At 47.0% G+C, this 12,942-nt stretch carries 11 protein-coding genes; 5 read left to right on the top strand and 6 right to left on the bottom strand.

Features of this window, described 5'->3' with window-relative positions:
* Nucleotides 1-132 precede the first annotated feature (132 nt).
* From AAC022_RS26625 to AAC022_RS26615, 3 genes are read left to right on the top strand one after another with little or no spacing between them, the layout of a single operon-like run.
* The gene (locus tag AAC022_RS26625) at nt 133-1,215 is read left to right on the top strand and encodes a hypothetical protein (protein WP_339736274.1); all 1,083 of its coding nucleotides are present in this window, start codon (nt 133-135) and stop codon (nt 1,213-1,215) included.
* Nucleotides 1,106-1,741 (top strand): hypothetical protein, encoded by a 636-nt coding sequence (locus tag AAC022_RS26620; protein ID WP_339736277.1) that lies wholly within the window; start codon nt 1,106-1,108, stop codon nt 1,739-1,741. The genes AAC022_RS26625 and AAC022_RS26620 overlap by 110 nt, the downstream gene beginning before the upstream one ends.
* A gap of 44 nt (nt 1,742-1,785) precedes the next feature.
* A complete protein-coding gene (locus AAC022_RS26615) occupies nt 1,786-2,445 on the top strand; it encodes a ThiF family adenylyltransferase (RefSeq protein WP_339736272.1) in 660 nt (219 codons plus the stop codon).
* 162 nt (nt 2,446-2,607) lie between these two features.
* Here the strand turns inward: AAC022_RS26615 and AAC022_RS26610 are convergent, their stop codons facing one another.
* The 6 genes from AAC022_RS26610 to AAC022_RS26585 form a co-directional block, all read right to left on the bottom strand.
* Entirely contained in the window at nt 2,608-2,868 is a 261-nt protein-coding gene (locus AAC022_RS26610; RefSeq protein WP_339736270.1) for a hypothetical protein, read from the bottom strand.
* Nucleotides 2,869-2,992: 124 nt separating this feature from the next.
* Nucleotides 2,993-3,397, bottom strand: coding sequence for a DUF4259 domain-containing protein (locus AAC022_RS26605; RefSeq protein ID WP_339736268.1), 405 nt, complete (start codon nt 3,395-3,397; stop codon nt 2,993-2,995).
* 107 nt (nt 3,398-3,504) lie between these two features.
* Complete coding sequence (locus tag AAC022_RS26600; protein WP_339736266.1) at nt 3,505-3,858, bottom strand: hypothetical protein; 354 nt, start codon at nt 3,856-3,858, stop codon at nt 3,505-3,507.
* A 228-nt stretch (nt 3,859-4,086) separates the two neighbouring features.
* On the bottom strand, nt 4,087-4,788 hold the full coding sequence (locus AAC022_RS26595; RefSeq protein ID WP_339736264.1) for a polymorphic toxin-type HINT domain-containing protein: 702 nt from the start codon (nt 4,786-4,788) through the stop codon (nt 4,087-4,089).
* A 92-nt stretch (nt 4,789-4,880) separates the two neighbouring features.
* Nucleotides 4,881-6,743 (bottom strand): serine/threonine-protein kinase, encoded by a 1,863-nt coding sequence (locus AAC022_RS26590; RefSeq protein ID WP_339736262.1) that lies wholly within the window; start codon nt 6,741-6,743, stop codon nt 4,881-4,883.
* 87 nt (nt 6,744-6,830) lie between these two features.
* Nucleotides 6,831-7,478, bottom strand: coding sequence for a sigma-70 family RNA polymerase sigma factor (locus tag AAC022_RS26585; RefSeq protein ID WP_339736260.1), 648 nt, complete (start codon nt 7,476-7,478; stop codon nt 6,831-6,833).
* A gap of 1,424 nt (nt 7,479-8,902) precedes the next feature.
* On the opposite strand from AAC022_RS26585, the gene AAC022_RS26580 reads away from it, so the two are divergent.
* Both AAC022_RS26580 and AAC022_RS26575 read left to right on the top strand, forming a co-directional pair.
* Nucleotides 8,903-11,866 (top strand): hypothetical protein, encoded by a 2,964-nt coding sequence (locus tag AAC022_RS26580; RefSeq protein ID WP_339736258.1) that lies wholly within the window; start codon nt 8,903-8,905, stop codon nt 11,864-11,866.
* Nucleotides 11,867-11,970: 104 nt separating this feature from the next.
* Nucleotides 11,971-12,882 carry an AAA family ATPase gene (locus tag AAC022_RS26575; protein WP_339736255.1) on the top strand — a complete coding sequence of 304 codons (912 nt, stop codon included), beginning with the start codon at nt 11,971-11,973 and terminating at the stop codon, nt 12,880-12,882.
* Nucleotides 12,883-12,942: the final 60 nt, after the last annotated feature.

Genomic DNA, 12,942 nt, shown 5'->3' with positions numbered 1-12,942 from the left:
CGGTGATATTCGTCCGACTTCTCGCTCGTCCCGGAAAACGCGGCAGCGACGCTGAATCTTGTTGACATTTTCTTTTACAGAGGCCACCTGCCACAACAGGTGGCCTCATTTCCTTTAAGGAGAAGCCTTTCAATGAACCGATTACCTCCGCAGCGGCTCTGGATCAGGGCTGCCGTTAAGATTCGGGAGCAGTACCAGTCGCAGGCGACTGGTTTCCCCCAAGTGAATTCGCCGCCGGTGGACCAGTGGACGCGGGTCATACGATTCTCGCGGCTGTCGACGAAAGCCCAGCAGCGCCACTGGCCGGTCGCCTTCGAGCTCTGCCTGGAACAATATAAACAAAGTGTGTCCCGTTTGATTCACGATTTAACTGCCTCTCACAGTGAGCTCACAGCTGTCAAACGACCGACGGTGGTCCCGTCTCTGCGGGATCTGGTCGACGAACTCAGTTCCCTGCCAGATGAATTCGAGGATACCCGTATTGATTGGTCCGAACAGGAAATTGTCGTCCGAACCCCGGCAGTGATTCTGAGTCAAGTCAACCTGGGTGAATTTGAAATCCGGCTCCGCTGGAGTGAACTCGGTGATCCCCAGCCCTATCAGGTCATTTCTTTATCACAAACTGGCACTGATGATGTGCATCATCCCCACGTCCAGGGAGACACGCTCTGCGAAGGGGAAGGCAAAATACCCATCACCCAGGCTCTGGCAGAGGGGCGGCTGGGGGATTTCTTCCTGCTGGTGCAGCAGATCCTGCAGACCTATAACCCGGGTTCTGCTTATGTTCCCCTCGATCGCTGGTGGAATTCATCCTGCGCGGATTGCGACGATTCGATGTCCCAAGAAGAAAGTCGCCCCTGTTCCATCTGCGAACACCAGATCTGTGAATACTGCCGTCGCAACTGTACGGCTTGTGGCGATCACCTCTGTTCAAGTTGTGCTGATACCTGTGAGGCCTGCGATGACACGTTCTGTCGCGGTTGTCTCTCAAACTGCGAGTTCTGCGGCGAATGTTACTGTCGGCCCTGTCTGTCTGACCAAACCTGTTCATCCTGTTTTGAAGAATCTATGGAGAATGAAGATGCCACACCCGAAAACCCAGCCCCTGACACGCCGCCTGCTACAGCGGCCCCGTCGGAAACGTCCGAAGCAGCGCAAACGTCGTCCCCTGCGATTCAGCCCGTATGCCTGGGCCAAGCTGATCTACCTGCGTGACCGGGGGCCGACTGAAGTTGGTGGCTTCGGGATTACTGAAGCTGCCGATTCCCGGTTCGTGACAGACTTCGTCCTGATCAAGCAAACCTGCACTGACGTGACGGTCGCTTTTGATGACACGGCCGTTGCAGATTTCTTTGATGACCAGATTGACTTGGAACGACACCCGGAACAGTTTGGACGGATCTGGATTCACACGCACCCCGGTATTTCCGCCCAACCCAGTCAGGTGGATGTGGAGACATTTGCCCGTGTGTTCGGGAACTGTGACTGGGCGCTGATGTTTATCCTGGCCCGTAACGGTGCCACTTATGCAGAGTTGAAACAGGCTGGTAAATCCAAGTTAGAGAAGCTGTCTGTTGGCATTGATTTCAAACCAGAGTTCGCCGCAAGCAATCAAAGTGCCTGGGAAGCGGAGTATCTGGACTGTGTTCAAGAAGCACCACTACCACCGCTGTGGGATCTGGCCGAATGGTTTGAGGATGAGTTTGCATATTCAGAACAGTGGCCTGTTTTTCCAATCTAAGTAACTCCATTTTTTAACACTTCGAAATAGAATAAGGAGAGATCATGAATTTGGTATCCGATCGTTTTGTCCGCCAGTCAGAACTGGTTCCCAGGGAAAAACTCAAACCAATGACCGTCACGGTCATTGGGGTGGGTGCCATTGGACGCCAGGTGGCACTGCAGCTGGCGGCCCTGGGAGTACGACGTCTGCAGTTGATCGATTTCGATCAGGTTGAGCCAACTAATATTACAACGCAAGGCTACCTGGCAGCAGATCTGGGACGTTACAAGGTTGAGACTACGGCTTGTGCTGTGCAGGCCATCGATGCCAGCCTGGAGGTGGACCAGGTAATTGATCGATTTCGGCCAGGGCTCGTGACAGGAGAAGTCGTATTTGTCTGTGTGGATTCGATCAGCAGTCGGGCCGCCATCTGGCGGGCACTACGACATCAGTGTGCGTTCTGGTGCGATGGTCGGATGCGGGGGGAGGTAATACGAATCCTGACGGCCGTTGATTCGAAGTCACGGGACCACTATGACTCGTCGCTGTTTACCCAGGCGGAGGCACAAACCGGTGCCTGCACTTCCCGTAGTACGATCTACACTGCTAGTATCGCCGCCGGTTTGATGTTGCATCAGTTCACGCGCTGGTTACGAAACATTTCTACTGATTTCGATATGACACTGAATCTATTGGCTGGTGAGACCATAATAAACTGTTGAATTAAACATTTTCATACTTGTCATTGCATGAACTCCAAAGATAAATACAGGCAGGCCACCCTCTTAGGTGGCCTGCCTGTATTTTTTTATCTATCAGAAAAATTTGTTAATATCGTGGGGAAGGTTTATTACAGAGTTCCTGACTTCAAGTAGGGGCAGTAGTCAGTGATCTTCACACGATCTATGCTTTCTGCCTATCGCTTTTCGTCCACGGTCCGTCGGCTGTTGCAGATCCGACTTCAATACGCCGGCTTCTCGTTCAATCGCGTATAACTGCTGGATAAATATTAACGCCCGGTGCGCGGCTTCCAGCTGCACGGTCCGCGCATCATAAAACTTGCGTCGCGCAAATGCTTCTCTATCAACACTCCAGATGAGGTGATTCGGCGTGGTAATTGAAAGTTTGGTGGGCCGGTTACTCAATTGCCAGCACTTTGGCGTTGCCGTCAATGCCACATTAGGGCAGGTCAATATTTGGTTTCTACTACTTTTTTAGTTTCTGACCATATCAAATTAAAGGCCCAAACTGATTAGGCTGACTACCGGATCAAGATTCTAAGGCTTCAATCATCGATTCAATATTCTTTCTCCAGTTAATGTAATCTTCTCCTGAATCGGACCAGATTTCATTTAATTCAGAATCGTCTGACAACACTCGTTTGAGAGATTTAATACAGTTGGGTTTTAAGTCGTTCACCGGAAGATCCTGATTATTTTGAATCCACTCTTTAAACTCCTCAGCTGGATTATCCCGGACCTGAAACAGTAATGAGAAAACGGTTTCTGCTGCTCCCAGAATACTGGAGCAGACAAGATCATCCAGAAAACCATCATTTTGCTCGGGATTAAGGGATGAAAGCAGGAATCGATAAGGATCTTCGGCTTCATACAAATCATCGAGCCAGTCACATGTGGTATCGTCCTCAAACGTTTTGTATCCCCAGGCTCCCATTCATTTTTTACCTTAACTAATGGACGATATGGATCTGCAATTCCTGTTAATGATTGCTGAAATCTAAGCATGAAGAACGACAGGTCAATTCTGTTTCAGCCAACGTTTTATTTTTTCAAAACCCGCTCTTCGAACAATGCAAATTCTGCATTGGCTGCTTCCAGCACTGCTTCACGATATTTCGCCGGAATCTTTTTGTGTACCGTATCATACCATTTTTCGAACGCTGCTTTAGCTTCTTCAAATTCAGATTTTCCGAAGTGAACCGATACATTTTTAGGAAATTCTTCAGCAAGTAAACGAATGCATTGAAGAGAGGCAATCATTGATTGTTCGGGGTGTGGTTTGTTTATGACGGCATCCATCCCCTGAAACATACGTTCCTTAATAAAACTCACGTATGAGCCAACAGCACCAAAAGCGAAGTCATTGTCGCCGGCATCTTTTCCCCAGTATGACATGTAGTAATCTCCTGAATTCTTTAGTTTCCACCTGGAGTGCGTATGTTAAATGACTCACCTAATTCCTTTAGGAAGTCTTTCGGATCAACGTTTACCCACTTGCTTGGATCACGTCCACGGTTTTTATTCAATAATCCTGCTTTTCTCAGCTGTTCAGCAACAGGTTCTAATCCGGTAATTAGGCCTTTTTGAAGTGCAAGATCTAGCCTTCGTCGAATCAGCTTTGCTTCAATCGTTTTTTGCAATATCACGATTTAATTTGTTGGTAATGGAATCCATCGTCGTACCGGTTTTTGAACCATCGAGTCGATGTGAACCAGATCGACTTTTCAAATTCTTAGAAATACCAATGTAGTTCACATTCCCGGCATCATCAGAATGTTGATACACACTGGTACAATTTTTACCATTATGAACCAGCACACCCGAATCGGCAACGTAGTAGGTGTGTTTGACCTGGACTTCGAGGTTGTAAACGGGTTCCGGCGGACCGCGGGGGGTGATGCTGGTGACGGTTGTGATGCCGGTTAAGTTTTGTAACCGTTCGCCCACTGTCAAGCTGTCTGCTCTGACGAACTCCTGGCGATCGACGCTCCAGAAGGGGTGATTCGGCGTGGTGCCGATGGGCTTTGATTCGCCTTCGACCGAGATGTCCAACGTTTTTGCAGCTTCGTGCTGGAAAGTGCCGGTGACGATCTGGAAGCCGGGGCCCGGGTTCCCGCTGAGAAGGCGCGCTCGCTGGCCCGGCAGATCGAATTTCGCCACACGCCAAAACATGGCAGTTGGCTGAACATCGCGGAAAACGAACTGAGTACGATGACCCGGCAGTGTGTTTTCGGTCGCCGCTTCGAATCCACACGACTGTTGCGAGCGGAAACCAAAGCCTGGTCGGAGGATTCCAACAAAAAGCAGCGTGGAGTAGACTGGCAATTCAAAGTTCAGGACGCCCGAGTGAAATTGAAATCACTTTATCCCAAAATCAAATCCTGACACAGCACTAGCTTTCATTTTTAAATCAGCTTTTATTCTTTGGTTTCCCAATGTCCGTTAGCAACCCATGTCCATTTACCACCTTTTTTTAACTCCATGCGTTTATTGAGCAAACGAACCTCATATTTGCGTTTGGGGCAATACAATTCAACAGATTCTTTAGTTCTGGATGTTTCTGAGTATCTCCATAAAACCTTACCGGTAGCGTCCTGAACTTCTTCCCACGATTTATCACCAGTTTGTCGAGCAGTTACCTTGTAAGTGTCATTATGCCAACGTGGGAAGACGGCACCTTCTACACTTCCCATCACAAAGGAACCAGCCGGGAGTTCTACCATCTTCAATTTGAAGGGTTCGTTTTTCGCTACGGTTTTTTTGTTGATTGAATCGTCGTTGACACCAGTTGACCGGTCCTTGATCTGTACATTCAAATGATCTCGTCCCTTGACAGTAATCTTATCCGGAGTCAGTTGCCGATTGCCGGGGGCAACGACAAATTTGGCCTGGTCAATCAGTTCGACGGATCGGACCTTCCCAACTTCACTGGTGATCTGGATCACATCACCGGGTTGATGATTTTCGACCAGAATCGTGGCTTGTTTGTCAGTTTTGAAAATCAGCTGATACGCACCGAATCCACCAATTCCAAGTAGTAACGCTATGAGTATAAGCCAGGAGCCAACCCGCTTCTTTTGGGGGTTGGGGGCAGTTCGGGGCTCCGAAGCTGCTGCTCTCTTACGCTTAGATTTCTTAGAAATTCCTGGATGTTTCTTCTTTTGGTGAGTAGTCCTTGAGTCTGAGGGAGGGGAACCGGTGTTTTTTTTCTGAGACTTGACCGACTGTTGCAGCTGCTCCAGTTTTACAGCGACGGAATAAATGTTTTTTGGCCGCTTCTGGGGATCTTTTTCTGTCAGCTGGTTGGCTAACTTAGTGAGTATCTTGATCAGGTATTCCCGTTTAGGGTCATTTGTTTTCGATGATAACTTACTGAGTAGATACTTGAGAACGCGGCCTGTTGAATAAATGTCTGAACGATAGTCAATTGGTCCGCTACCGTGAGCCTGTTCTGGGGACATATAGCCGATTGTGCCAGCTCCGATACGGGCGGCTGATTTCCCCGACTCGGCGGCGATGGCCAATCCATAATCAATCAATTTGATTGTGCCGTCAGTCAGCCGCATTATGTTGCCCGGTTTAACATCCCGATGGACAAAACCTTTGGCATGCAGCTGTTCCAGGGCACGACACGTACCCAGCAACGCATCAATGGCTTCATCTGGCGTTCTGATTTTTTCCTGGCTGGCGAGTTGTTGCAGTGAATCTCCATCGAGCAGTTCCTGAGCCAGAAACAGACAACCGTCGTGCTCCCAGGCGTCGTGGGCTCGGACCAGGTTGGGATGCTCCAGTTGACCAGCGGTCTCCATCTCCCGCAGGAAATGTTCATAGGCGACCGGGTCATCCTGCCGAATTCCCTGTATCACCTTTAGGGCGACAGAGCGTTTCAGGTTCGAGTGCCATCCCTCATAAACCTCGCCCATACCGCCGTAGCCGATCAGCCGCAGGACTTCGTACTGCCGCAGATTGCACGGTACAGTGAGTGTTGGCTTTCGATCTTTTTGATGAATAGGGGCAAGCTGTCCCCAGATCGTCGTCGCACGATCTTTAAGCGTCTCTTCTTCGATGGCGATGCGGGCGTTTTCGAGATCCACCGGCGTGATTTTAGCCAGTTGTTTAGCAAATTCGTTGGGTGGGTCGTCGAGCTGACCGAAAACCTGCTGACATTTTTTGCAGAGTTCCACGTGATCACAGACGGATTCCAGCTGATCTCCCGGCAAGTCACCGTGGTTCAGTCGAATCAAATCCTCTTTTGTCGGGCAAGTTGTCATTTTGACCATGATTGGGTTACCAAATGTGCTTGTCCTGTTTGCAGTAATACTCCTGTGAATGAATATCGGAGGAGCGTAACACCAAAAATTCTGGGGTCAGGGTTTGTCGGTTAAATCGTCAATAAGATATTTCCTAAGTCGCCCCAAGACACGACTTTTCGCAACTCGTACATTTGCCTTGGTGGTCCCGAATTGTTTTGCAATTTCCGCCGGTGGAACTCCGTCGACCGTGTTCATATAGAACATCTGCCAGGTCTTTTCGGCGGTCGACTCCCGAACCAGTTCCAACGCCCGGGCTTTGACTTCTTCAAGTGCCTGCTGTTCTCCGTCGATCTCCTCGGCATCCTTTTGGTCACGACTAACTACGGCATCCAGTACCTCCTGCGGTGCCCTCTGGTCCTCAGTCAATGAACGGAAATAGTCTGCGGCCCGACGTTCCACGATCGTGCGAAGCCAGCCCCGAAACTTGCCTTTGGCTGCATCACGTTCGAAGTTACCGATACTTTTGTGTATTTTGGACAAGGCTTCCTGTAGAACATCGTCTTCCGCTGACGGAGGCACATTCTTTTTGCGTATCCAGTACTTCAATAGCGGCGAATACACCAGCACAAAGTTGTTCCACCGCTCCTGCGAGAACTCCTTCAAATCGAAGATCATGCTGGATCGGGTATGCCATTGAGACTGGGATTGGGATGCCAGGTTGGAATGGTTGTCTGGTTTCATACTGCCGTCACGCTCAGTCACATTTTCTCTCCCGCTGCGTAAATGCTCATACCCTCGCCCTGGTAACTATCGAAGATGTGCTGGCTGAATTGACATCTGTCCCCTAAAGGGTAACAAAGACTGCAACTGAATGCCACAATCAGAGAGTATCGCGATCGGCGGATGTCAGGATGTCGGTAGCCAACCTTTGAAGCCAGATTTAGGCTTGCTCCAGTCGTACTTTCTCAACGCTTTTGCGACTGACAGGAAGACCTCTTGAAAAATATCGTCGCATTCAGCATGCGATCGCTTGTTTCGGGCAATCCAGTGATGCACCAAAGGACTCTAAGACTGGACTAGTTCCCGCCATGCATCGAGATCGTCTTTCTGTGCACGCCGAAGTAGTTCAGAGTGAACTGTGTTTGTGCCTCTATTAGTAATCATGACAGCTCCTTTCTGTTGTGTTATATGCAGAGCGGGAACTGTGAAAAAAACCCACCCAACAAACTCCCTTAGACGGCGATTTAGTATTATCTGCTTCGGCGTTATCCAATTAACGGCTATGGATTCTGATATAGCCAACTGTATGGATGCGTGGCGTGAATTAACCCGGACTCTGAGTCCATTGGTGTATCACTGGATTGACACGGGGAATTTGTCGCCTTCAGACTGCGACGATATTTTTCAGGAAGTTTTCCTGTCAGTCATGAAAAATCTGAGAAAGCAGGACTGGAACCAGCCCAGATCTAACTTCAAAGGCAGGGTAAGAGTCATCACCGGAAGACGAGTTAAAAATCATTTCCACCGGGAAAAACGAAAAACTACTATCACGGTCGGATCGCAGGCCTTGAGGAAATTAGTGCGAGTCGCAATTCAGTTCATACAAACCAGGAAAACCCTGATCTCCCACCACTCTGGTATCAGCAAGTTGTTCCCGCAATCGAGGTCATTAAAAAGGAGGTTGAAGACACAACCTGGAATGCGTTTTGGCAGGTTACAATTCAAGAACGACGTTCTACCGAGGTTGCCAAAATCCTGAACCTTTCAAGTGCCGGAGTCCGAATGGCCAAGTCTCGTATCCTGAAAAAATTAAGAGATCTGCTCATTTTATAAGAATGGTGTTACGGCTTGGCGATGTTCCTTACAGAGATCTTTGATTTATGGTTTGAATTCAAATTGAATTTGCAGATATCCGGGACTAATCGGATATAGGACAAAATACACAATGTTATTTTTTTTTAAAGGGGTTTATCTAATGACTAGAGAGAACGAAGAGGTTCAACATGATTGACCTTTGCAGTGGGGATTCTTACCAACTTAAATTATTTCTTAGGAAGAACTCCATAGAGATTAAATCCGAATCAGTGGAACGCTCGTTAGAGCCCGTAATCAAAACTATGGACCAGTGATTTCTGAAGGAAGACCTGATGACAAAGCGAGACAAAAATGATCGTTACACGAAATGGTTGAAACGACTGGTAGAAAAACCGATCGAAATCGCCATTGATACCGAGTATCAAGATGCTCAGACACTTACCGTTCAAGCCGCGGCAAGAAACCCTGCAGGGAATATCATGGTCCATCTTTTTCATTCTCCAAGCATACCGTCTTTGCCCGACGATTTTGATCAAGAGGTATTTTTACCGACGAGTAAAGACAACAGTTATGGCAAATTTTGTCAGAAATTCGTTATCAAAAAACCATCAAAGCTCAACATTCAACTTTCACCAGTCAGGATTCTAAGAAGTTTGTTACGCTTACCACATCTCAAAGCTATTTCAAAAGCAGAAATTGAACCTCTAATTCAAGACCGGAACCAGGAATATCGAGAAGCTAAATGGGATTCTGAGAAAGAACAATGGAAACTTCCCACTATCAGGATTGTACTGATCGGACATTTCCTGACTGCTGATATCGGTCGATTGTTCGGGAGTTCATTTAATGATTCTCTCTTTCACAGAGATAGCTTCAAATCATCATCAATTCGGCTCGACAATCGCAGTAAGCTCGAGTTTATCGAAGAATACGCAAACCATACAGTCAATAACCCGATCATCGAGTACGCGAAATTCGGTTCCAATCGACTTTATCAAGTCCGGATTGAAACTCGAGATACCATGCTACCCTATGGAAAGTCAAATCTGGGCACCTTGTCGGATATATTTATCAATCAGAAGAAAGATGAATCTATCTCCAAGGCTGAAAAAGCGACGATGTTGAAGACTTTCCGTACTAAAACGAATGAAGCTTACGGTTATGCGATCGTTGACGTCGTCAACACATTACTCGTTTACGAGCAGATGAAGGAATACGACACAAATATCTATCGAGAATTTAAAGTTCCAGAAAGTAACATCCCGGAAATGTCGGCAACGATCGGAAGCCGTGTCAAAGATTTCATTATCTCGATGACCAGTCTATCTATCTCGAATTCACAAAATCTTTCGACAACAAGTGAGGTCAAGAAACTCATGCGAAAGAGCGGTGTTTCCCAATTCCATGGACAACATAGCACGAGCCGGTTCGGTCCACAGACAGGTAGATTTCACGGGGGGCTGGCATTCAGCCGTACGCCAACAACAATTTGGCATCGATCTCCGGGAATGTTAAGAGATGTCGACTTCGCGGGATGTTACAACAAGATTCTGGCGAACATGAACGTGTATTGGGGGCGTCCGATCATTCTTGAACCAGGCAGTAATAATCTAGCCCTTACAGAAGGTGTGGATATCGTTCGTAAAGTGTCTCAAGATGATGCATGGTATATCCGTGTGACTGGAGATTTCGAACATTCCGAAAATGTATTGATTCCTTCAACTCTTGAAGCGATGACTTTCGAGAACTACAGGCAGAAAGTCGGGCATGAACGGATCACTGCTCTTCTAAAAGATGTTGAAAGGTCAGAAGAAGTAGAAAACAGTGGTGCTAAATTATTTGCCCGCCGGATTGAGTCCGGTATTGTCACATACGATACCTGGATGATGATTCAAGCACTTCCCGAATCAATGCGATCGGAATACGAACAGCTTCGCGTCGAGTCAATCGTCTTTTACGATAAAAGAAGGATTGCCAAGACCGGTGAAGAGTTCGATCAATTGATTGAGGAGAACAGGACGAAAAAATTACCCTGGAATTCAGAGTACCTCGAAAGTGAAATGTCGCTCATACATAAAGAACCAATCGATCATGATTATGTAGCCTATCAATTTCCCATCAAAAAATATGCCAGGGAAATAGGAGAGAAGCGTCGCGAGGCTAAGGAGAAACATGGGAAAGGGAGCGACTGGGAGTACGTCTGGAAAATGCAGGCGAATACCATGTTCGGAGTTTTAGTCTGCAAACATCACCCAACCAACAACATTGTCGGTGGTAATATTATCGGTGCCCGAGCGCGATCTCAAGCCTATGCCATGATTCAGTCTCTGAACGGATTACAAGTCATTACAGATGGTTGTACCTATCGGCGTGACCGGATTCCTGCATGCACATTTTCAGAGTGTCTTAAAATTATGTCAGATTATCCTCTACGTCATGCGGACGAAGAGTCAGGTATCCCTTTTTACGATCCAGCGGAAATACCGGTCGATGATCGTGGTTTTTCGAACTGGTATCAGGAGCACCTGAAGCATTTCTTCGAAGTTTCCGGGAAGGAGTATGACAAATTCTTTGGTATGAACATTCTCGAACATAAAGCGACGGGGGGGGAAGGTCCGAAATCCTTTGACGCGATCGCCTGTGACGGATGTAGTAACTACATCAAATTCCTTGAGGAAGAGGATGGATTGGAAATCAAGGAGAACAAAATGCGATCATTCAGTACTACGAATAAGAATGAATACGGAGAATGGATCATGATGATCTATCCCGAAGATAACATGATAGATTTACCTCCGATTACCACAGATCGCCTACTTCTAAAACTAAAGCCGGCTAAACAGTTCGTAAAGAAAGTGATGAAAAACAATCCCAATGCCGAACTTTATCTCCCGCTCAGTTTGGAATTAAAAACTGTAAAAGTAATTAAACACATCAAGTTGTCAGCATTTATCTTCCAGACACCCAAACAGTATGAGTTGTTTACACGACAGGTTGATCGATTCCAGGAGAAAACATCCTGCGGTCTCGATTTATTGGTATTAAGACAATCTAAAGGAGAGCGTCAAAGGGGATCTATAGAAGCAGTATTAACCGAAATATATGACTACATTCAACAGGGAGGACGGGATCTTACGAAAAAATTAAATCTCAGAGAACAGCATCTGGCAGAGAAGTTACGCACAAAAGCAGCCAGAAGAAGAGAACAGGTTCGAAGATTAAAGGATGAAGCCGAAGCGGAGTTACTGACCAAGATTGATATGAATACTCTCGATAAGGCTGAAATCATCACAGGGATTCTTATTAACTCACACAACCTGAATTTAATCTTATGATCCGACTCTTGAATATCACTTTGACGGAAAAACAGGCTCTATAGCAAGAGGGTATATTCCGTCAAAATACTCCCTGAACTTCTCTTTTACAGGAAATATGAATAATGAACACATCAAAACCGAACAGCAGTCGTAGCAAAACTCGTGTACCTGAGTCGGAACGTCCCGTAGATGCTCTCAAACGGTATGGATTCATCCAATCTAAGAAGTTTGCAGAATTAGATTGCGAACATGACTGGTTGATCGAGGGGATACTTATCAAAGGTCAAGCAGGTGTGATCGGTGGGCCCGCTAAATGTCTCAAGACAGGTGTTGTAATCGATATGGCTCTCAGTCTTGGATCGGGAAAGCCTTTCCTGGGAGAATTCAATGTTCCCACGGCGTGTCGAGTAGCTGTTATGTCCGGAGAAAGCGGGAAATCATCTCTGCAAGACACTGCAAAACGGGTGTGTAAATCTAAGAAGACAAGTCTCGAGGAAATATCTAACGTGCATTGGGCTTTTACGCTGCCGAATCTGACAGATGAAGAGGACTTATCAAAATTAAGCAATTTTCTTGAGTTCAGGAAAATTAAGGTTGTCTTTATTGACCCGTTGTATCTATGCCTCTGTGGTGGAAGTAAAGTGGTCTCTCCGTCGAATCTATATGAAGTTGGTCCTATACTCGGACGGATAACTGAAACCTGCCTGAAAGCTGGTGCTACTCCCATCATCGTTCATCATAGTACCAAGGGGACTGCAAAACCTTCTGAAGACTCACCGATCACCTTGAACGATCTAGCATTTGCCGGAGTCACCGAGTTTTTTCGTCAGTGGGTGCTCCTTAACAAGAGAGAGGAATACTCTCAGGCTGACGGTTTCCATCAGATCAGAATGTCAGTCGGAGGGAGTGCAGGGCAATCAGGATGTTGGAATGTGGATGTGAGAGAAGGTGTCTTAGACAAGAACTTTCGGGGAAGAAGGTGGGACGTTCAGGTGAGGGATGGACTGGTTCCTGAAGGGGAAGAGGTTTTCTGAGACGGGAGACGTAGATTTAAAAAGTACTTTTGAAATCCGGTTATGGCGTGAATAAAAGGG

The organism is uncultured Gimesia sp. (assembly GCF_963976445.1).
GTDB lineage: Bacteria > Planctomycetota > Planctomycetia > Planctomycetales > Planctomycetaceae > Gimesia.
This window is presented reverse-complemented; position numbering and strand designations above follow the sequence as displayed.

Excerpts from the sequence above, each read along its gene's own strand:
- AAC022_RS26605 (WP_339736268.1), bottom strand. The coding sequence starts at position 3,397 with ATGGGAGCCTGGGGATACAAAACGTTTGAGGACGATACCACATGTGAC.
- AAC022_RS26615 (WP_339736272.1), top strand. The coding sequence starts at position 1,786 with ATGAATTTGGTATCCGATCGTTTTGTCCGCCAGTCAGAACTGGTTCCC.
- AAC022_RS26625 (WP_339736274.1), top strand. The coding sequence starts at position 133 with ATGAACCGATTACCTCCGCAGCGGCTCTGGATCAGGGCTGCCGTTAAG.
- AAC022_RS26575 (WP_339736255.1), top strand. The coding sequence starts at position 11,971 with ATGAACACATCAAAACCGAACAGCAGTCGTAGCAAAACTCGTGTACCT.
- AAC022_RS26600 (WP_339736266.1), bottom strand. The coding sequence starts at position 3,858 with ATGTCATACTGGGGAAAAGATGCCGGCGACAATGACTTCGCTTTTGGT.
- AAC022_RS26590 (WP_339736262.1), bottom strand. The coding sequence starts at position 6,743 with ATGGTCAAAATGACAACTTGCCCGACAAAAGAGGATTTGATTCGACTG.